Consider the following 20481-nt stretch of genomic DNA (forward strand, 5'->3'; position numbering starts at 1 on the left):
ACGCAAAAATCCAGACAATAACGTCCGACCCTCAACATCACCGCTCACAGCTACGCCGTTCACAGTCATCGAAACCTTCATCAGATTTTCCTCCCTTTAATTTTCGGTTCAACCACCGAACAGGCGCTTGAACCATCCTTTTTTCTCTTCCGGCGGCGGCGCTGCCGGAGCTGGCTCAGGCGACACTTCGGACACAGCAGCGGCCGCTGCCGGTTCGGGCGCAGCCTCGGTAGGCACGGGCTGAGGTTCTTCCTCGACCGCATTCTGGAAATTTTCAAAGAACTGGTCGGCCATTTTCTTGGCCACACCATCAATGACCCGCCCCCCTAGCTGAGCCAGCTTGCCGCCCACACGCGCATCGACATTGTAGGCCAGCAATGTTCCCTCGGGCGCATCCGACAAGGTGACATCTGCTGCACCCTTGGCAAATCCGGCGGCCCCGCCTTTGCCTTCCCCAGATAACTTGACGCTTTCCTGATCCACCATGTCCGAAAGGGTCACTTCACCTTTGAAGGTCGCCTTTACGGGTCCGACCTTCTGCACCACTGTCGCGGCAAACCCATCTTCGGCTGTTCCCGACATTTCTTTGCAGCCGGGGACACATTCTTTCAGAATGTCGGCCGATAGCAGTGCCTCCCAGACTTTGGAACGTGGGGCCGCAATGACGCGGCTGTCATGTAGTTCCATGTCACTCCCTCCAGTATTTTCGGTTAAGCTACGCGGTGATCTGCCCGGTGCCTATAAGACCTTGGGTGTAGTCACCGCAGTTTCGGGGGCGAATGTGTCAGGCCATATTCCGCAAAGATATTAGCAATACGCCCGTCCTGAAGCGCTGCAAAAATGGCGTCATCCACGGCGTAGCTGAGGCCGCGATACGCAAAGTGAACGGCGACACCATTCGTCCAGGTGCTGACAGCAAACCCAGGAAGCGGTGGCGCATGGACTCCCAAGTCAGGCGTCAATCCGGTCTCAAGCTGGCCCCGAGGTCCCATAGCAGCCATGGTTTCGCCTGCCGCCAATGCCTCCATAGCTTTTTCGGCTGTCTTGAACCGACGAATGTTGCGCGAAAGTTGCCCCCCCGGAAAGGCGGATAGGTAGAAATCCGCGATTGAGTCATTTTCGACCGCTACCGAATCGAACCGGAAATAAGCCGGGACCGGAGGATCCTCGGGGTAGGCATCCCGACGATAGGCAATTGCGATTTCTTCGTCGTGGTACTGGCCAGTAAAAACAACCTGCTCGACCCGGCACGCGAACTCGCTGTCGTAGGGGATATGCAACATCACATTTGCAACTCGGCCGTTAATCAGCGGGCCTTTCCAGATCCAATTGCGCAAGTCGGCTTCAAGGTTTTCTCCGGCAGCGACCAGATTGAACCGAGCTTCGACCCCTAGATCACTGGCGATGAGTTTTCCAATCTCAATATCGACACCTTGGATAGTACCGTCTCTCTCAAACGACCAAGGGGGAAAGTCTTCGTAGGCTGCGAATTCAATATAACCGCGGTCGATTATGGTATCGAGATCGGCACCGACGATATCTCGGCTTGCGTTCTGAGGTTTGGGCTGGGGCACATGATCTTCGCACCTGGCCAAAACCGGTCCTGAAAACAGGGTGGTGGCCAACAGGGAGAAAACGAAAACGTACTTGATCATGCGCCCCATTCTGCCGCGCTACTGCGCGGCGGACAATCCAATGGTAAGTTGTTCAGCGGCTTCGGCGAAATTGGGTGCATTCCCAGATATCAATACCGCCGCACGCAGAGCCACGCTGTCGGCCACGGGCGCGCCGGATCCGGTTTCGATAGTTTCGGCTATCTGGGTCAATTCCGATTGAAGCGCTGCCGTGTCCCCCTCGGCGCCGCCGGCCATTGCTGCCAGAAGATCCCTGATTTCCTTCAGGCGGTCCGAGTGATCGTCCAGCGCGCCGTCATCCGGACGCGTTTCGATATAGGTTCGAATGGCCCACGCTGCTTTTTGTCCTAACAATTCGCCAAAGGCGGGCATCTTAGTAATACCGTTTTGCGTATAACCTTCGCGGAACCGCTCTACATACCATTCGTCGCCATATTCCTCGGCTTCAAGATACCGCAAATCAGGGGCTAACCCTCCCGATACGACACCAAGACCATGGCAGCGGGCACAATTCTGGTTATAGCCGGAATCGCCTATTTCGATTGCAGCCTGCCATACCTCTTCGCCCTGGTCGCGATAGGGGTTTTCAATCAGCCAATCTTCTCCAACATCTGGAAGGATGTCTGTGTTGACTGGTTGTGGGGCGACATCGCCATGGGCCAGCGCCATACCTCCGGCAACAAGGCCGCCCAGCAATGTGCTGTGAAATCCAAGACGCATCTTCTCCTCCTTTACGATGCTTTTCACGGTCATACCGCAGCAGGACTCAGCGTGAAATTCGACCTTGGTTGCACATCCGTGCAGGTTTGCGACTAAGGTCTTATGGTGGGCTGCATTTTGGCCGTTTTTACTAAGGCGGCGCAGGAGGAGGCGCGAAAATGATTAAGATGTTCCGTGCGGTAGCGGCACTGATACTTCTGCCTGGCACTGCATTGGCAGAGATTGGTATTTCAGTGACTTACCTACAACAGCAGGTCGCGCGTCCACCCGTTTTATCCAACCTTGATCCGATTCCAGATGATCTTGGTTCGGCGGGTGCCAAACTGGCGCTGGAAGACAATCTGACGACCGCTAAGTTTCTGGAACACGACTACACGCTTACAGTCACTACCGTTTCTGACGGTGAGGATTGGATTACAGCAGCGCGTAAGGCATTGTCGGACAGTCCGTTTCTAATTCTTGATGCGCCTGCCTCTGCTCAGTTGCAGGTCGCGGACTTGGCCGAGGCCGATGGTGCGGTGCTTTTCAATGCATCTTCCCCTGAACTTTCCATACGCGAGCAGGACTGTCGGCCGAACCTGCTGCACACTTTGCCGTCTGGGCTAATGCGCACGGACGCATTGGCTCAATTTCTGGTCAAACGCCGCTGGCAGGATCTCGTTCTGATCTCTGGAAACCACCCAGAAGATCAAGCTTTTGCCGACGCGCTGAAACGGTCATTGCAGAAATTCCGTCTTGATCTGAGGGCTGAAAAGACCTGGGTTTTTGATGCTGACCTGCGTCGCAACGCAGCGCAAGAAGTTCCGTTGTTCACGCAGGAATTCGGCGACTATGACGTCCTGTTATTGGCCGATGAATTGGACGATTTCGGCCGCTACGTCGAATTCAACACCTGGAAGGCGCGCCCTGTTGCTGGTTCCGATGGTCTTAAGCCCGTCACATGGTCGCGTGTGGTCGAACAATGGGGTGCGGCCCAGATGCAGAATCGGTTCTTTGAGCAGTCGGGCCGAACCATGATGTCCAAAGACTACGCCGCATGGGCGGCATACCGAACGCTGGGCGAAGCCGTGACACGTACCCAGTCCGACGACCCTGCGGTCTTGCGTGACTATATTTTGTCGGATGAATTCGAACTTGCCGGGTTCAAGGGTAGGGCGATGAACTTCAGGTTTTGGAATGGGCAATTGCGGCAACCAATTCCTTTGGTCACAGACCGCGCGGTGGTCGCCATGGCGCCACTGGAAGGCTTTCTACATCAGAGTACAGAACTGGATACGCTTGGAGTTGATGAGGCGGAAAGTCAGTGTCAGGCATTCAAGGAGTAACGGGCATGAGACTAGCGACACTATTGGCCTCTGCTGCATTGTGCGTTCCCGCAGCAGCGGATGAGATGTGGATCAGCAACGAAAAAGACGACACGCTCAGCGTGATTGACATCGAGACTCTTGAGGTCATCCGCACGATTGAAACTGGTGAGCGGCCGAGGGGAATTACGTTTTCGAAGGATTTCTCGGTGCTGTACATCTGCGCCTCCGACAGCGACTCGGTTCAGGTCATGGATCCCGAAACCGGAGAGATACTGCACGACTTGCCATCTGGCGAAGACCCTGAGCAGTTCGTTCTACATCCCAATGATCGTCATCTTTACATCGCCAACGAGGATGACGCGATCACCACTGTGGTCGATACTGAAACGCGAACGGTTATCGCGCAGATCGACGTCGGGATCGAACCCGAAGGCATGGCGGTGTCGCCGGATGGAAAAATCGCAATCACGACTTCTGAAACCACCAATATGGCTCATTGGATCGACACGGAAACGCAGGAGCTTTTCGCCAATACTCTGGTCGATTCCCGCCCACGCCACGCCGAATTCCTTAAGGATGGAACCGAGCTTTGGGTGAGTTCCGAGATTGGCGGTACGATCACTGTCTTTGATGTGGAAACCCAGACCGAAAAAGCCAAGATTGAATTTGAAGTCGAAGGTGTGCATCCTGATCGAGTTCAGCCCGTAGGGTTTGAACTGTCCAACGAAGACAAAACTGCCTTTGTCGCGCTTGGACCTTCGAACCACGTCGCAGCGGTCAATCCCTACACCTATGAGGTTGAGGATTACATCCTCGTCGGTCGTCGGGTTTGGCACGTGGATTTCAACGCGGACAAATCACTCTTGTTCACCACAAATGGTGTGTCCGGCGATGTGACCGTCATCGATGTTGCAAAACGTGAACCAATCAAAACCATCAAGGTCGGGCGGTTCCCATGGGGCGCAGCGTTCCGCCCGACAAACTGATCAGGGAGAATTCAAATGAAGCGTTTATCCACGCTGGCAATTGCTGCCGCGATGACCTTACCCAGCGTCGTTAATGCCGACGATGACTCGGGGTTCGGTCTGGCCGGGTTGTTGTCGGCCAAAAACAAAGAAGACCTACCGCCCATCATCCTTTCAGCCGGAGAACCCTTGGCCGATTCTCCATGGGAACTAAAATCCGGCACTTACTACGAGTTCGAAATTCAAGGTGACGGAAGTCAGGAGCTTGCCATCATCGGCCCCGAGTTCTTTCGTGCCATCTGGGTCGATGAGATCGTGGTAGAAGGTTTAGAGATCCGGCCGCTGGGTTTGGATTCGATCGAATTCGACGAAGCCGGTGAAATGGAAATAGGCTTTGTCGCGATCAAGCCGGGCAGCTACTATCTGAAAGTGCCGGGAAGCACCGGTGAGACACAGCGGCTGGAGATTACCATTAAGTGACAGGGCTAACGGTCCGAAACGTCAGCTATGCCTATGGCGATAAACGCGCTCTTGATGATGTGAGTTTTCACGTCCCGCAGGGCGCGTTTTGTGCGTTGCTGGGCCCGAATGGGGCAGGTAAGTCAACGCTGTTTTCCCTGCTGACACGATTGTTCACCACCAGGCAGGGTGAGATTGAAATCGCTGGAATTGACATCGCGAAACACCCGCGGAAAGCCTTGGCTAAGATAGGGGTCGTTTTTCAACAGCCTACGCTTGATCTGGACCTGACGGTTCATCGAAACCTCAGTTATTTTGCCGCTTTGCACGGTATGTCCGGCCGCCAAGCTGAGGGCCGCATCACGGCCGTACTAGAGCGTCTGGATATGGCTGAACGTGCTACTGAACGTGCGCGTGATCTGAATGGAGGTCATCGCAGACGGTTGGAAATAGCACGATGCCTGATACATGTGCCTTCGGTCCTTTTGTTGGACGAGCCAACCGTTGGACTTGATGCTGCGTCGCGTCATGCCATCACCAAACATGTGCATGACCTGTCTTCGCAAGACGGTTTGACGGTGTTGTGGGCTACCCACTTGACCGACGAGATCGGGCCAGACGACCAAGTGGCGATCCTTCATCGTGGTAAGTTGCTGGATCAGGGTATTTGCCGAGACATCACTGGCGGCGCTCCGATGCAGGATACCTTTTTGTCGATGACCAGAGCGGCTTCATGATCGATGCAATGATCGCTTTGCGCGCAATCTTGATCCGAGAAGCCTTGCGGTTCGTGCGGCAACGCAGCCGGTTTGTTGCGGCGCTTGTACGTCCTCTGGTTTGGCTAGTGGTCTTCGCTGCTGGTTTTCGCGCAGCATTGGGTTTGTCGATTACTCCGCCGTACCAGACTTATATCACCTATGAGATCTACATCGTCCCCGGCCTGTGCGGCATGATCATGTTGTTCAATGGCATGCAAAGCTCTCTCAGCCTGGTTTACGACCGTGAAATGGGGTCGATGCGGCTACTGCTCACCAGCCCTTTGCCGCGGTGGTGGTTGCTGTTTTGTCGCTTGTTGGCAAGCACGACGATATCGATCCTGCAGGTTTATACTTTTCTGGCGGTCGCTGCGGTTTACGGTATCGACATGCCCTGGATCGGATACGCCTACGTGTTTCCAGCGCTGATCGTCGCTGGATTGATGCTGGGCGCGTTGGGCTTGGCTTTGTCCTCGGCGATCAGGCAGCTTGAGAATTTTGCGGGCGTCATGAACTTTGTGATCTTTCCAATGTTTTTTCTGTCTTCAGCACTTTATCCACTTTGGAAGATGGCAGAAAGTTCGGCCTTATTAAGAGATATCTGCGCGCTTAACCCTTTTACGCACGCGGTCGAGCTAATCCGTTTCGCGCTCTATGGGCAGTTTAATGCTGTGGCATTGGGGTGGACGATATTGGCGGGTATTATTTTTCTTGGGTTTGCTTTTTGGGGCTACGATCCGGCGCGTGGCATGAAGCGCGGCTAAGCATCTACGACCAATACCACGGTGAAATCGTGGGCCGACTACTGTACATTGTCGAAAACCGGAGGGTACTGCCATGATCCGCATTGCTGCGTTTTTTCTGCTTTTGGCGTCTGCAGTCACGGCGCAGACCATTGAGGACGAGTACGGAACGCTTAACCCGCAGGACACGGGCTGGGGCAAAATCCTCAGCAACATCGACAATGGCGTAACCGACATGACCACCTGCGCTTCGGGTTACTACATGACAAAGTCAGGCCGCCACGATCTGGCGCGACGCTTGTTTCGCACCTGTGCCGAAGCAGGGTACACCGGTGCAATGACCTGGATGGGTCAGTTGGATAACAATGGGCTGGCCGGACCCTATGACCCTGATGCAGCGGCCGCATGGGACAAGCGCGCCGCCGATCTGGGCGATCCGGTGGGCAAGTTCAACTATGGTCTCAACCTTTTGCGTGGTCACGGTGTAACAAGGAACGAGGAACTGGGTCGGGCCTATGTTGACGAGGCCGCACAGGACGGCCTCAGGATCGCCAAACGCCTAAGGGATTCGGGCTATGATCCTAACGAAGTCACACCCGACGCTGACGAGTGGAAATACGCACCTCTATTCTGAACCCAGTTTTTTTCTGAGAACTACGACTAAAGGATGATGCTCTTCCTCGGTTTTCTTGACCCACGTCAAGCCGGTATCGATGGACGCGGATTTACAGTTCGGCCAACGTTAGGAGGACCACATGAAACATCTTACCCTGCTACTCGGCCTCGCCGTCAGTTCCGTTTCGACAGCGCCAACACTTGCTCAATCCACATTCGACCGAGTCAAGATTGAGGCGGGCGAGACGCTCTTTTTCTCTGAATGCCGACGCTGCCACGCGCCAGATGCAACTGGTCCAAGTTATGGTCCGCAACTTGACGGTGTCGTTGGGCGCAGAGCAGGGACTGTAGAAGGTTATCAGTATTCGGATGCTCTGGCTGGTTCCAGTATCGTTTGGACACCGGCCGCTCTGCGGGCATGGATGGAAGACAACGACGGCTTCATGCCGGGCACCAAGATGCGGCATGTCGGCATCGATGATCGCACGGTTCAAGACTTTATTCTGGCATATCTAAGCAGCATCTCAGACTAGAACCGAGCGTTGGCCGAAGCTGGTCAGGAAAACTGGTTTGTCCAGAATAATTGACGATCGCGCTTGAAAGCCATGATTTCCGCCCTACGACCATTGTGCAATTTCACCACGAGTTCTGCCCGCCAATAATACTCTCGCCTGCAATCCCGATGCGTCGGAGATTCGGCGCGGAGGAAAGACATAAGTCTAGGGAGGACACAGATGAGCCGGTTTATCATGGCAACTGTTGCAAGTGTGATTGCAGCAGGCGCGGCCTATGCAGAAGTTACCGAAGACGATCTGGCCAATGACCAAACGATCACCACGCAAGTCGTAACCAACGGTATGGGGCGGCACCTTCAGCGCTATAGCCCACTGGACATGCTTAACAAGGACAACGTCAAAAACCTGCTGCCGGCCTGGGCTTTCAGCCTTGGAGGGGAAAAACAACGCGGACAGGAAACCCAGCCGCTGATCTACGACGGCACGATGTATATCACCGGCTCTTACTCTCGCCTGTATGCGATTGATCTTGAGACCGGTAAAGAGGTCTGGCAATACGATGCCCGTCTACCCGAAGGTATCCTGCCCTGTTGTGACGTGGTTAATCGCGGGGCCGCAATATACGGCGACAAGATAATCTTCGGAACGTTGGATGCACGGATTGTGGCGCTGAACAAGGACACTGGAGACGTTGTCTGGCGTGATAAGATTGCCGACTACAAGGCGGGATATTCCTATACCGCTGCTCCATTGATCGTAGATGGACTGGTGATCACCGGCAATTCCGGGGGCGAGTTTGGCATCGTCGGGGCCGTTCAAGCGCGCGATGTGAACACTGGTGATCTGGTCTGGGAACGCCCGGTGATTGAAGGCCACATGGGCACGTTGAATGGTGAAGAAAGCACTATGACCGGAGAGCTGAACGCAACGTGGCCCGGTGACATGTGGAAAACCGGTGGCGGGGCGACCTGGCTGGGTGGGTCTTATGATGCGGACACGGATACGCTGGTCTTTGGCGCGGGCAACCCAGCGCCTTGGAACTCGTGGCTGCGGGACGCTGGAACTCCGACTGAAGGCAACAAAGGCGACAACCTCTATGCCGCCAGCCGTATTGGGATCGACCCAAAGACTGGCGACATCAAGTGGCACTTTCAAACCACCCCGCGCGAGGGTTGGGATTATGACGGTGTCAACGAAGTCGTGGCCTATACAGACCGTGATGGCAACAAGCGTTTTGCCACAGCGGATCGCAACGGTTACTTCTATGTTCTGAACCGCGAAGACGGTGCTTTCGTCTCGGCGACGCCTTTTGTCAAAGACATTACTTGGGCCGATGGCGTGGATGACACGGGTCGCCCGATCTTTGTCGAAAACAATCGTCCCGGTGACCCGGCTGCAGCAGCCGATGGTAAGAAAGGTGAGGTTATCTTTGCCTCGCCGTCCTTCCTGGGCGGCAAGAACTGGATGCCAATGGCCTTCTCTCAAAACACCGGTAATTTCTATGTGCCTTCAAACGAATGGGGTATGGATATCTGGAACGAGCCGATCACCTACAAGAAAGGTGCCGCCTATCTGGGCGCGGGCTTTACCATCAAGCCCAATTACGAAGACCACATCGGTTCTCTTAAAGCCATCGACCCGGATACCGGGGAGTGGAAATGGGAGTACAAAAACGACGCGCCGTTATGGTCAGGTGTGATGACCACTGCCGGTGGTTTGGTGTTCTTTGGCACACCCGAAGGCGAGTTCATCGCGCTGGATGATGAGACCGGCGAGAAACTCTGGTCGTTCCAAACAGGGTCCGGGATTGTCGGCCAGCCTGTGACATGGGAACAGGATGGCGAGCAGTATGTCTCGATCATCTCTGGCTGGGGTGGCGCAGTTCCGCTTTGGGGTGGCGAAGTGGCAAAGAAGGTTAACTATCTGAACCAGGGCGGCACGCTGTGGACTTTCCGATTGCCCAAGGAGCTAGCGTCGGCAAATTGATCTTCTTCGCAACTCATGACTTTAACGCGCGCCTCGCTTGGGCGCGCGTTTTTTATACGACTTTCCGCCAGTTGGCGTGACTCTGTTCTCTTGCTACGCTTTGGTAGGTTGGGCAACATGATTGCAAAGGCCAATGCGAATGCTTGCAAATGCCGTCGGGCAAAACGATTTCGAGAATGTGCTGATCGTCGATGATCATCCTTTGTTTTGTGACGCTTTGTCGATGACATTACAAAGCGTGGCTCATATCCGTGAAATCCACACCGCCGACCGTCTGGAAGATGCGCTTGAGATGATTGCAGGAGGTTTGAAGCCTGACGCAATAATGCTGGATCTGAACTTGCCTGACGTTGACGGATTGGATGGGCTTGTCCGTCTGAAGGCCGTCGCAAATGCGCCTGTGATCGTTGTGTCTTCAATGACGGACAATCGGGTGATTAGCCAGGTTATTCACGCGGGTGCGTCTGGGTACGTTCCAAAACACAGCCAGCGTGACGTCTTTCGAACCGCGTTTGAAACCGTTCACGCGGGCAATGTCTTTTTGCCGGATGGATGCGTTCTGATCGATCTGGACGGCGCAGATGAACAAAGCGATGCAGTCGGGCGGCTTGCAACGTTGACCAATCAGCAGTCCCGTATTCTTCAGCTGATCTGTGAAGGCAAGCTGAACAAGCAAATTGCCTATGACCTTTCGATCGCCGAAACCACGGTCAAAGCGCATGTCACTGCAATCATGCGCAAGCTGGGTGTCCAAAGTCGTACGCAGGCCGTTTTGATAGCAAAGAAAGCGTCCTTTGCCAGTGTCTTGCAAGAGTCGAGTTAAGCTGCATACTCACAGAAAATCGTCGCGCTTTAGGGAGGAGGCTCGATGGACCAAGCTGTCGGGTGGGCAACGGCTCCGACCCGCGCGCCAGGTATCGTAAGAACTGCATGTGTGCCATACGACACCGAAGACGCGGTCACCGGACTATTGAAGACTTTCGGTGCCGGAGAGTTATCTCTGGTCATTCTTTTTGTGACGGATAGAGCTGACGCTGCATCGGTTATTGCACAGGCAACCGAAGCCTTTGCGCCCGCGCCAGTGGTTGGTTGTACAACAGCCGGTGAATTGGCGGGGGCCGGCTATACAGAAAACCAGATCGTGGCCATCGGCTTGCCTGCATCACATTTCGACGCTCGCATCTTGCCAGTACCTGATCTGGATACATTTCTGGCTAAGGATCTGATTCATCAGATGATCCGAAACCGTAATGAAATGACGGAGGCAAACCCTGACTGGCACCACGAATTCACCTTTTTATTGATTGACGGGCTTTCAACGAAAGAAGACGCGCTGACTTCAGAACTCGCGTTGGGGTTAGGGCCAGTTCCGTTGTTTGGGGGTTCCGCCGGGGATGGAACGGATTTCGAAACAACTTACGTCCTGCACGACGGGCAGGCATTGGAAAATGCTGCAATCCTGGCGCAAATACGAACTCGATGTCCGATCAAGGTTTTCAAGACAGATCATCTGGTGCCAACAGCGCAACGGATGGTCGTGACCAAAGCCGACCCCGCCCGGCGGATCGTTCGTGAGATCAACGCAGAACCTGCCGCGCGCGAATACGCCCGTATTCTGGGCAAAGACCCCGAACAGTTGACGACCTTCACCTTTGCTGCGCATCCGGTCGTCGTACAGATTGGCGGGCAGCATCACGTTCGGGCCATTCAGCGCGTGGATGAGAACGGGGATTTGGTGTTTTTCTCGGCCATCGACGAAGGATTGGTTCTGACTTTGGCTGAACCTCGCGACATGGTCGAGCATCTCGAGCAAGAGATCGAGGGCCTAACAGAAGCCGAGGCTCCGGATACTATTCTTGGGTGCGACTGTATCCTCAGGCGTCTGGAAGCGCAGGAAAAACAGATGACGGGTGCTTTGTCTGCAATCCTCGCCGACAATCACGTGGTTGGGTTTTCTACTTATGGCGAGCAATTCAATTCGATCCATGTCAACCAAACGTTGACGGGGGTTGCGATTTACCCGCCGGAAGAGGATCGACATGATTGAATCCCTGATCAACCCGGACGACCCGCCAGACCGGCAGAATGAAAAGCTGCTGAAGATTGCCGAGGCACTGATGCGCAGGGTTGAGGAATCGACTGATGCAAGCGGCGCGGCTTACGCACAGTTTCAAAGGGCTGCAGTGTTGGAACAGGAGGTCCGCGCTCGTACATTCGATCTTGAACGTGCGCTGGATCTACTGAACGACTCCAATGCTCGTCTGGCTCAAGCCAATCAGGCAACAGAGGCGGCGCGGGCGGACCTCGCGAATGCAATAGAAACGGTGCAAGAGGGCTTTGCCCTGTTCAACTTGGAAGAAGAGCTTGTGCTGTGCAACAGCCGCTTTGGTATACACATGCCCGATATCCAGCCTCATCTGGTGCCTGGTTTGCAATTTACCGAGTACGTTGAACTGGTTAGTCGCTCGCGGTTTTTGTCACTCCCCGAGGCAGTGTCGCCGTGGGACTGGGCACAACGTCGTATCGCGCGCCATGCGGATGACCACGTTGTTTTTAACGTCAGGTTGAATGGCAATCGTTGGATGCAAGTCTCTGAACATCGGACACCCGACGGTGGCACAGTGATCTTGCAAACTGATGTCACGGATATCATGCGTATCGAACGTCAGGAGAGGGACCGCATTCTTGACGACAAGGCCCGACTTATCCGTGCTACTCTGGAACATATCGATCAGGGTGTATGTATCTTTGACAGTAAGCTGAGGCTTATTGGTTGGAACAACCGGGCCAGTGAATTGTTGGCAATCCCAAATGCGCAGTTCCAGATGGGTGCGCAGTTCAAAACTCTGTTCAATCGCCTGAGCACCACAATCCGCTTTGCACAGGGCGTAAGTGACGCCGACCTGCTTGCGTGGGTTAACCGAACGTCCGAACGGCCACCGTTGAGGTTCGAGATGCATAGCGGTCGGGCAAAGATCCTGTCTGTTTTCGCGCAGGAAATGTCCGACCGGGGATTTGTGATTTCGTTCACCGATGTGACCGCTGAGCGTAAATCTGCCCAGGCGTTGTACGACTCGAAAGCCTTGCTGGAACAGCGCGTCGCAGCCCGCACCGAAGAGCTTGCGGATGCGCTTAAGGACGCGGAACGGGCAAATGCTTCGAAATCGCGCTTTGTTGCCGCAGCAAGTCACGACCTGCTGCAACCGCTGTCGGCGGCTAAGCTCTACGTTGCCACTCTTGGAAGTGGGTTGAACGAAACAGACGCGAGGGACGTGGCCGCCAAGGCGGAAAGTGCACTTAGCAGCGTTGAACATATTTTGGATGCGCTGCTTGATATTTCTAAACTGGATTCAGGACGGGCAACTGTCCATTTGTCGACATTGCCAATAGATGACGTGTTTTCGCAGCTCGAAGATTCCTTTCGTCCGGTCGCACAGGCCAAGGGATTGGAGCTGTGCGTCGTCTCTTGCGGCGCGCTGGTTCAAAGCGATGCAAGTTATTTGAGGCGCATCCTGCAGAACCTTCTGTCAAACGCCATTCGCTACACTGAAGCAGGCAAGGTACTGGTTGGCGCCCGGCGTCGAAAAGATTCTATCGTGATCGAGGTTTGGGATACCGGTATCGGAATTGCACCGGATCAGAGAGATATCATCTTTCAGGAATTCCAACGGCTTCATTCGGATGCCAGCGCTGCCGAAGGAATGGGACTTGGGCTGGCTATCGTTGAGCGCGCGTGTGTCCTGTTGAAACATCCTATGAAGTTACGTTCCGAATTGGGAAAGGGGTCGGTCTTCTCGGTAGAGGTGCCTTTGGCTAAACCGGCGTCTCATTGTTATAGCCGGTCTGCTGATTTGGCTTCGCCAGACACCAAGGTTCTGACACGCGCGGTTGTTTTGTTGATTGAGAACGACGAAAATCTGCGCACGGCGTTGACCATGACAATGGAATCCTGGGGCGTGCAGGTTTTGGAATGCGAAAGTCAGGCACAAGCGGTTGGCTTGCTGCAGGAAATTGGCATTCTTCCGGATATTGTGGTTGCCGACTACCAGTTGAACAAAGGTATGACCGGAACTGAGGCGATAGACGTGTTATGGCAGGAATTCGGTCCATTACCTGCCTGCGTGATCTCGGCCAATCGTTCGCCAGAATTGACCGAGTATTGTGAGGAAGTGGGTCTGCCTTTGCTGCGAAAGCCGATTGACGCTCGGCACCTGAAATCAATTATCGAAAGCGCACTGAAAGGCGCGTCCGCCGCTTGATTGTGCCTAGGTTTAACGCCCGCGGGCAGAGATTTTACTCTGCCCGCGCCTGACGTCTATCCGTAAACAATGCTTGGTAACCAGGTCACCACCCAAGGGAACAGCATACAGATCACCAACCCGACAATTTGAAGGAACAAGAACGGCAAGGCGGCTTTAAAAATGTCCGTCATTGGGATCGACGGTGGCGCTACACCGCGCAAGTAGAACAGCGCATAGCCGAAAGGTGGTGACAAAAAGCTCATCTGCATGTTCACAAGATACAGAACTCCGAACCACAAGACCAAATCATTGGGGTCATCAAACCCAAAGGCAGCCGCCCCCAGCGCCTTGATGATCGGTACAAAGATCGGGACACACAGCAACAGGATGCCGACCCAGTCCAAGAACATGCCCAGAACCACCAGCAGAATCTGCATCACGATCAGGATACCCCAAGGGCCCAGACCCGCGCCTTGCATCGTCTCTTGGACGAATTGCTGACCGCCTTCCAGAACGTAAAGTCCCACAAAGATCGTTGCACCGAACATGATCCAAATCACCATAGCCGAGGCTTTCAGCGTGGTCAGACATGCCTCGCGCACTGTGGGCCAGTCCAGTTTGTTGTGGATCGCGGCCACGATGAAGGCGCCGAAGGTGCCGATACCCGCCGCCTCAACCGGGGTTGCAACGCCCGAGAAGATCACGCCCAGAACAATTACGATCAGCGCAATGGGCGCGGACATCTTGCCCAGCAGGCGCATTTTTTCTCGGTTCGAGATACGCTCGTCAACCGGGATTGGCGGGCCAAGAACCGGGTTGATATAGGACCGCACCACCACATAGATGATGTACATACCCGACAGCATCAGGCCGGGAATGACCGCGCCGATGAACAGCTCCCCAACCGATTGTTCGGCAACAACGGCGTAGATAATGGCCAGAATTGAGGGCGGGATCAGGATGCCCAACGTCCCCCCGGCCATGATCGAACCCATGGCGATCTTTGTGTCATAGCCGCGTTTCAGCATGGCGGGCAGGGCGATGATGCCCATCGTCACCACAGCTGCGCCGATCACACCCACCATCGCCGCCAGAACGGTCGAGGCGATGATTGTTGCCGCAGCCAGACCACCTTTAAGCCCACCGAGCACCTTGTAGATCACATCGAACATGTCGTTGATGATCCCGGCCCTTTCCAACATCGAGGCCATAAAGATGAAAAGTGGAATTGCGGATAGCTGATAGTTCGTCATGAGCGGGAAAATCCGACTGGGCACAATGTTCAGTGCACGCGCATCCCCCAGAACGAACAGGAAGACACAGGCCAGGCCTCCGGTCACAAAGGCCAGCGGCAGGCCTGCCATTAGCAGAACCAGCAGCGAGCCGAACATAACGAGCGTCAACAGCTCGATGGACATATCAAGACCCATCGGTCAGTACCCCCGTGCAATCGTTCGGATGTCTTTGGACAGTTTCGACACCCCTTGCAAAATCAACAGAACCGCGCCCACGACCATCATCCATTTCATTGGCCACAGCGGGATTTCCCATTCGTTAAAGCTGATCTCACCCCAGCGAATATTCGGATCGGTCCAATCGCCAAAAGTCAGCGCTCCGAACATCTGGAAAAAGCTCATCTCTCCGCGCGCCCAGTCCGAGACGACCGAGTTGCCGGTCGGAACCGCAATCGCATCCATCGCGAAGATGTAGGACGTCACCAGCAGGGTTCCGGCGAAGATGAAGAAGAAGACCGAGGTGAACAGGTCCGCCCACGCCCGTTTCGGCTTGGTCAGCGGTGCATAGAAGATGTCCACACGCACATGGCTTTCGGTCAGCATCGCATAGGACCCGGCGATCAGGTACTGCATCCCGAACATCAGATACATGGATTCATGCGCCCAGTTTGTGGGGGCGTTGAACACATAGCGGACGATCACTTCGTAGTAGTAGACGAATACCGCGATTACGGCCCAATAGCTGACGAACTCACCTGCATAGAGAGACAGGCGGTCAATCCAGTTCTCGGCATAATCCTGGTCCGCCTTGCGTGCACCGGGGTCCATTTCTGCAGCCCGTGCAGCAGTTTCTTCATCAATCTCCATTTCAGGCTCATGCGGATCCGCAGCAGCCTTGGCGCGCGCACTTGCCACTAGTCGCGGTAGCATTAGAGCATCGATCGCCATAAAGGCCAGAATTGCATAGAACGCATAACGTGCTACCGAACTCCACAAAGCGCGGTTTGCACCGCTGGCCTCGGCCAGAGGTTGCGCCTCGGCTAGGGCGGTTTCGGATTCGGCCAGACGTTCGCGCCCGGTTTCAATGGCCTTCTCGGCCCGCTCCAGAGCACGCTCGGCTCGGCGTTTTTGCAATGCTGTCCCATCCTGCGCAGACTCGGCGGCGGCGCGCAGTTCTTCCAGCCCTTCCTCGGCGGTTGCAACCCGTTCGGCTTCGCGCGTGATCGTACGCTCGGCCTGACGGACGATATTGACCGCATTCGAGAATTCGTTGCGGGCCGTTCGCTCTTCGCCATTGGCGTAGAGGATCAGCAGGAAAACTGGCAGATAGACCAACCCCAGCAAGCTGCGCAAGTAAAAGCGGTGCAGGCCCAGCATTCCTCCGGTGACAAGGATCAGATAGCCCAACGGTAACCCGTAGGTGCGCTGTTCAGGTTGGGCTTTGCGTGCCAGCACCATGGCCAGGGCCGGAAAGGCGATCAGCCCGACCCAATATAGCCAGTGCGGCAGCGTGAAATCGACGCTCGGCATAGTACGTTCCGAATTCCAAGGAAAAGGCATGCCCGCGCGAAATTCGCGCGGACTTTTGGTTAGGCTTCAGCGGACTACAGGTCCAGCGTATAGCCTTCGATCATTTCAGGCGTCACATAGCCCAAGGAACCCGACATCATGTAGTCAAGTTGGATCTTGAAGACCCGCGCCGCATCTTTGTCGCGGTTGGCATATTTGAACCAGATCGGCACGGCGACCTCGGTCATCAGCTCGACATCGTCCTGCGACAAGCGAGTGATCTCGGTGCCTTCCGCTTCGAATTTTTTCCAAGCTTCCTGGTCGGCGGCCTGAATGGCGGCGTGGTGCAAATCCGAATAGACGTGGGTTTCCATTTCCACGAATTCCTGCATCTGTGGGCTCAGCTTGTCCCACGCGGCCTTGCCCACGGTGATGTCCATGATGTCGACCGGCTGATAAACTGACATAAAGCCCGGAGGGCCCATGACGATATAGTCCGTCACCTGGCTGAAGCCCAAGGCGTGGTTCACGGCGGGGCCCACAAAGTCGGCCACGTCGATAGTGCCCTTTTCCAGCGCCGGGAAGATTTCCGAGCCCGGTAGAACGGTTGTCTCAGCACCCAGTTCCGAGAAAACCTCGGCAACCATACCGCCTGGCAGGCGCATCTTGCGGCCCGCGAAGTCGTCAACCGAGCGGATCGGAACCTTCGAGTGGATGATGTTCGGCCCGTGATGCACCGGCCCCACAAAGTGCAGACCCTGACGGCCCAGCAGCTCGCGCGCGATGTCGATGCCGCCCAGACCGTAATAGAACGTGTCATATTCATGCGGCTGACGCAACCCCAGCGGGTATGAGCTGAGGAAAACGGCGGCAGGGATGATGCCCTGATAGTAGATGGTGAACGGGTTGATAGCGTCCAGCACACCGTTCTTCACCGCGTCGGCCAGTTGGAAATCCCCAACCACGTCATTGGCGCCAAAGGCCTGGAAGGCCAGCTCACCGCCGGTTTTTTCTTCGATCGTAGCGCACCAGTCTTTGAACGTCTGCAACCCGATGCCCCCGGGCCAGGATGTTTGTATCTTCCAGGTGGTGGTTTCACCCGCTGCGGTCGCGATATGAGGGGCCGCCAGCGTGGCCGCACTTGCACCTGCAATAGTTCTAAACGCGCTGCGGCGCGTGATGAGCTTTTTGGTCATTTCTTCCTCCCATTGATCATCGCCATGCACATGTCAGGCCATGTCGATGCGAGGATAGCATAACCTGTGAGCCAGAAATTGGTAATATTTTTTTTCCAATTAGCGCTTTGCTCACTGTCGTGTGAAGAACTGAGGGCTTTGCTATCGATTACATTCGGGCATTCCGCCCGGCGTAGACGACGCGACCAATAGCTATGCCGAAAACGTGTGCGACAGTGTGGATTGGGTGTTTCGTTGCCGCTTGCCAAGTCTAAGGCCCCTGTATAACAGGGCACATCCCGGTCGCAGCCTACCCGGGTAACAAAACAAGGGTTCAAAATATGAAAACGATCGTAATCTGCTCGGGCGGGCTGGATTCGGTATCTTTGGCGCATATGGTTGCGCAGGATCACGAATTGGCGGGCCTGATCTCTTTCGACTATGGCCAGCGTCACCGCAAAGAGCTGGACTATGCTGCGCTATGCGCGCTGCGCCTTGGCGTTCCCCATGACATCATCGACCTGCGCCCCGTTGGGGCGGTTCTGACCGGTTCGGCGCTGACCGATGATGTGGATGTGCCTGACGGGCACTATGCCGAAGACGGCATGAAAGTGACCGTGGTGCCCAACCGCAATGCCATCATGCTGACCGTTGCATTCGGTGCCGCCGCCGCCCGTGGGGCGGATGCCGTGGCCACTGCAGTGCACGGTGGGGATCACTTTATCTATCCCGATTGTCGCCCCGCCTTCACCGAGGCTTTTGAAGCGATGCAGAAACTGGCGCTGGACGGCTATGCCGATGTATCGCTGTTCACGCCGTTCGTGCATCGCAGTAAAGCCGACATCGTGACCGAGGGCGCGCGTGTGAACACCCCCTTTGCGCAGACATGGTCTTGCTACAAGGGTGGTGACAATCACTGCGGGCGCTGCGGCACCTGCGTCGAACGGCGCGAGGCGTTCCATCTGGCGGGTATCCCCGACCCAACCATCTATGACGACCCCGATTTCTGGGTGGCCGCCACGGCACAGAAGGAAAGCGCCTGATGTACCGGATTACCAAGGAATTCCGCTTTTCTGCCTCGCACCAGCTGACCCATCTGCCCGACGATCACCAATGCGCGCGGATGCACGGTCACAATTACATCGTCGAGGTTGAACTGGCTGCCAAGGACCTGAACGCCGACGGGTTTGTCCGCGACTATGGCGAGCTGAAGCCGCTCAAGGCTTATATCGACGAGACGTTCGATCATCGCCATCTGAACGATGTGATGAACATCCTGACCACGGCTGAAAACATGGCGCGGCATTTCTATGACTGGTGCGCCGCCCGCTGGCCGGAGACCGCCGCCGTACGGGTCAGCGAAACGCCGAAAACATGGGCCGAGTATCGCCCATGACCCGCCTACGCATTGCCGAGATTTTCGGCCCCACGATTCAGGGCGAAGGCGCGCTGATCGGTGAACCAACTGTATTCGTGCGCACCGGCGGGTGCGATTACCGGTGCAGCTGGTGCGACAGCCTGCATGCGGTTGATACTGCCTATCGTCATGACTGGGCGGCGATGACCACGGATGCAGTCTGGAGCCGGGTGCGCGACCTGTCGGGCGGGCGGCCTTTGACCGTTTCGCTGTCGGGTGGCAACCCTGCCATTCAGGACTTTGCCCCTCTGATCACGTTGGGACGGACAGAGGGTTATCGGTTCGCCTGCGAGACGCAGGGCTCCATCGCAAAACCGTGGTTCAGCGAACTGGATACGCTGGTTCTTAGTCCCAAACCGCCCTCCAGTGGGGAGACGGTAGATTGGGCTGCGTTCGACGCCTGCTTGTTGGCTGCTGGAAACGGCCCCAAAACAGTGATGAAAATCGTGATCTTTGACGAGCGTGACTACGCTTGGGCCCGTGCCGCGGCGGATCGCTATCCGGCGCTGCCACTGTATCTACAGCCGGGCAATGAGACGGTCGACCCCACTCAGCCTGTCGATCCGCAAATCCTGTCGGACCGGCTGTTGTGGCTGGTCGATAAAGTCACCGCAGATGGCTGGTTCACCCCTCGGGTGCTGCCGCAACTGCATGTCCTTTTGTGGGGCAACAAACGCGGGGTCTGAAACCCCATCAGGAGAAGACAATGGAAACCATCTACAGCGATCTGACCCAATTGGGCGGGAAAACCGAACTGCCTACCTCGCCCGAGGCGGCAGAACTGGAACGGGTACAGAACCCGCAGGCCGATATCGACTATTGCGTGCGGTTCACTGCGCCCGAGTTTACCTCGCTGTGTCCGATGACGGGGCAGCCGGATTTCGCGCACTTGGTGATCGACTATGTGCCTGGTGATTGGCTGGTTGAATCAAAATCGTTGAAGCTGTTTCTGGGCTCGTTCCGCAATCACGGTGCGTTTCATGAAGACTGCACAGTATCCATCGCACGTCGTTTGGTTGATTTTCTGAACCCGCGCTGGCTGCGGATTGGTGGGTACTGGTATCCGCGCGGCGGCATCCCCATTGACGTATTCTGGCAGACCGGAGCCACTCCAAACCATGTCTGGATTCCCGATCAAGGCGTGCCTCCTTATCGCGGACGCGGCTAGTTGCCAGACACGCGCCACGGAATACCCAAGCGCTCCG

General features: G+C 55.6%; 21 protein-coding genes and 1 pseudogene. 15 read left to right on the top strand and 7 right to left on the bottom strand.

From position 1 onward, the window contains the following. From AC2FF7_RS16940 to pedF, 4 genes and pseudogenes are all read right to left on the bottom strand, one after another. Positions 1 to 84 (bottom strand): annotated as a pseudogene (locus tag AC2FF7_RS16940) ((2Fe-2S)-binding protein); the annotation flags it as partial. Positions 85 to 108: 24 nt separating this feature from the next. Then, on the bottom strand, positions 109 to 687 hold the full coding sequence (locus tag AC2FF7_RS16945; RefSeq protein ID WP_480869762.1) for an SRPBCC family protein: 579 nt from the start codon (positions 685 to 687) through the stop codon (positions 109 to 111). A 71-nt stretch (positions 688 to 758) separates the two neighbouring features. Further along, the gene (locus tag AC2FF7_RS16950; RefSeq protein ID WP_414478925.1) at positions 759 to 1655 is read right to left on the bottom strand and encodes a substrate-binding periplasmic protein; all 897 of its coding nucleotides are present in this window, start codon (positions 1653 to 1655) and stop codon (positions 759 to 761) included. Positions 1656 to 1673: 18 nt separating this feature from the next. After that, positions 1674 to 2354 (bottom strand): cytochrome c-550 PedF, encoded by a 681-nt coding sequence (pedF, locus tag AC2FF7_RS16955; RefSeq protein WP_480869758.1) that lies wholly within the window; start codon positions 2352 to 2354, stop codon positions 1674 to 1676. A 158-nt stretch (positions 2355 to 2512) separates the two neighbouring features. Here pedF and AC2FF7_RS16960 point away from each other — a divergent pair, with 158 nt between their 5' ends. The 11 genes from AC2FF7_RS16960 (at position 2513) to AC2FF7_RS17010 (ending at position 13958) form a co-directional block, all read left to right on the top strand. Continuing rightward, the gene (locus AC2FF7_RS16960) at positions 2513 to 3679 is read left to right on the top strand and encodes an ABC transporter substrate-binding protein (protein WP_496905995.1); all 1167 of its coding nucleotides are present in this window, start codon (positions 2513 to 2515) and stop codon (positions 3677 to 3679) included. Positions 3680 to 3684: 5 nt separating this feature from the next. Next, the gene (locus AC2FF7_RS16965) at positions 3685 to 4647 is read left to right on the top strand and encodes a YVTN family beta-propeller repeat protein (RefSeq protein ID WP_496905996.1); all 963 of its coding nucleotides are present in this window, start codon (positions 3685 to 3687) and stop codon (positions 4645 to 4647) included. A 15-nt stretch (positions 4648 to 4662) separates the two neighbouring features. Next, positions 4663 to 5106 (top strand): cupredoxin domain-containing protein, encoded by a 444-nt coding sequence (locus tag AC2FF7_RS16970; RefSeq protein WP_480869752.1) that lies wholly within the window; start codon positions 4663 to 4665, stop codon positions 5104 to 5106. Next, positions 5103 to 5822 (top strand): ABC transporter ATP-binding protein, encoded by a 720-nt coding sequence (locus tag AC2FF7_RS16975; protein ID WP_496905997.1) that lies wholly within the window; start codon positions 5103 to 5105, stop codon positions 5820 to 5822. Before AC2FF7_RS16970 ends, AC2FF7_RS16975 begins: the two co-directional genes overlap by 4 nt. Beyond that, complete coding sequence (locus AC2FF7_RS16980) at positions 5819 to 6604, top strand: ABC transporter permease (RefSeq protein WP_170356217.1); 786 nt, start codon at positions 5819 to 5821, stop codon at positions 6602 to 6604. The genes AC2FF7_RS16975 and AC2FF7_RS16980 overlap by 4 nt, the downstream gene beginning before the upstream one ends. Positions 6605 to 6677: 73 nt before the next feature. Next, on the top strand, positions 6678 to 7217 hold the full coding sequence (locus AC2FF7_RS16985) for an SEL1-like repeat protein (RefSeq protein WP_480847336.1): 540 nt from the start codon (positions 6678 to 6680) through the stop codon (positions 7215 to 7217). A gap of 121 nt (positions 7218 to 7338) precedes the next feature. Then, positions 7339 to 7731, top strand: a complete 393-nt coding sequence (locus AC2FF7_RS16990; protein WP_496905998.1) for a c-type cytochrome — start codon at positions 7339 to 7341, stop codon at positions 7729 to 7731. 201 nt (positions 7732 to 7932) lie between these two features. Then, the gene (locus AC2FF7_RS16995; protein ID WP_480869745.1) at positions 7933 to 9699 is read left to right on the top strand and encodes a PQQ-dependent methanol/ethanol family dehydrogenase; all 1767 of its coding nucleotides are present in this window, start codon (positions 7933 to 7935) and stop codon (positions 9697 to 9699) included. A gap of 133 nt (positions 9700 to 9832) precedes the next feature. Next, complete coding sequence (locus AC2FF7_RS17000; RefSeq protein ID WP_170756021.1) at positions 9833 to 10522, top strand: response regulator; 690 nt, start codon at positions 9833 to 9835, stop codon at positions 10520 to 10522. A 45-nt stretch (positions 10523 to 10567) separates the two neighbouring features. Then, positions 10568 to 11746, top strand: a complete 1179-nt coding sequence (locus AC2FF7_RS17005; RefSeq protein ID WP_480869743.1) for an FIST N-terminal domain-containing protein — start codon at positions 10568 to 10570, stop codon at positions 11744 to 11746. After that, complete coding sequence (locus AC2FF7_RS17010) at positions 11739 to 13958, top strand: hybrid sensor histidine kinase/response regulator (protein WP_496905999.1); 2220 nt, start codon at positions 11739 to 11741, stop codon at positions 13956 to 13958. Before AC2FF7_RS17005 ends, AC2FF7_RS17010 begins: the two co-directional genes overlap by 8 nt. 56 nt (positions 13959 to 14014) lie before the next feature. Here AC2FF7_RS17010 and AC2FF7_RS17015 read toward each other — a convergent pair whose 3' ends face one another. From AC2FF7_RS17015 to dctP, 3 genes are all read right to left on the bottom strand, one after another. After that, a complete protein-coding gene (locus AC2FF7_RS17015; RefSeq protein WP_496906000.1) occupies positions 14015 to 15358 on the bottom strand; it encodes a TRAP transporter large permease in 1344 nt (447 codons plus the stop codon). 15 nt (positions 15359 to 15373) lie between these two features. Then, positions 15374 to 16705, bottom strand: a complete 1332-nt coding sequence (locus AC2FF7_RS17020; protein WP_480869737.1) for a TRAP transporter small permease subunit — start codon at positions 16703 to 16705, stop codon at positions 15374 to 15376. 74 nt (positions 16706 to 16779) lie between these two features. Then, positions 16780 to 17880, bottom strand: a complete 1101-nt coding sequence (gene dctP / locus AC2FF7_RS17025) for a TRAP transporter substrate-binding protein DctP (protein WP_170356225.1) — start codon at positions 17878 to 17880, stop codon at positions 16780 to 16782. Positions 17881 to 18200: 320 nt separating this feature from the next. Between dctP and queC the strand changes: the two genes are divergently transcribed. Genes queC through queF form a run of 4 tightly spaced genes read left to right on the top strand, consistent with a single transcriptional unit; the run spans position 18201 to position 20444 of the window. Continuing rightward, complete coding sequence (queC, locus tag AC2FF7_RS17030) at positions 18201 to 18902, top strand: 7-cyano-7-deazaguanine synthase QueC (RefSeq protein WP_496906001.1); 702 nt, start codon at positions 18201 to 18203, stop codon at positions 18900 to 18902. Continuing rightward, the gene (gene queD / locus AC2FF7_RS17035) at positions 18902 to 19255 is read left to right on the top strand and encodes a 6-carboxytetrahydropterin synthase QueD (RefSeq protein ID WP_480869732.1); all 354 of its coding nucleotides are present in this window, start codon (positions 18902 to 18904) and stop codon (positions 19253 to 19255) included. The genes queC and queD overlap by 1 nt, the downstream gene beginning before the upstream one ends. Next, positions 19252 to 19962: a 7-carboxy-7-deazaguanine synthase QueE gene (gene queE, locus AC2FF7_RS17040; protein ID WP_480869730.1), complete on the top strand. Its 711-nt coding sequence runs from the start codon at positions 19252 to 19254 to the stop codon at positions 19960 to 19962. Before queD ends, queE begins: the two co-directional genes overlap by 4 nt. Before the next feature lie 20 nt (positions 19963 to 19982). Further along, on the top strand, positions 19983 to 20444 hold the full coding sequence (gene queF / locus AC2FF7_RS17045; protein ID WP_170756028.1) for a preQ(1) synthase: 462 nt from the start codon (positions 19983 to 19985) through the stop codon (positions 20442 to 20444). Positions 20445 to 20481 lie beyond the last annotated feature (37 nt).

The sequence above is a fragment of the Ruegeria sp. YTSC325 genome, assembly GCF_059609525.1.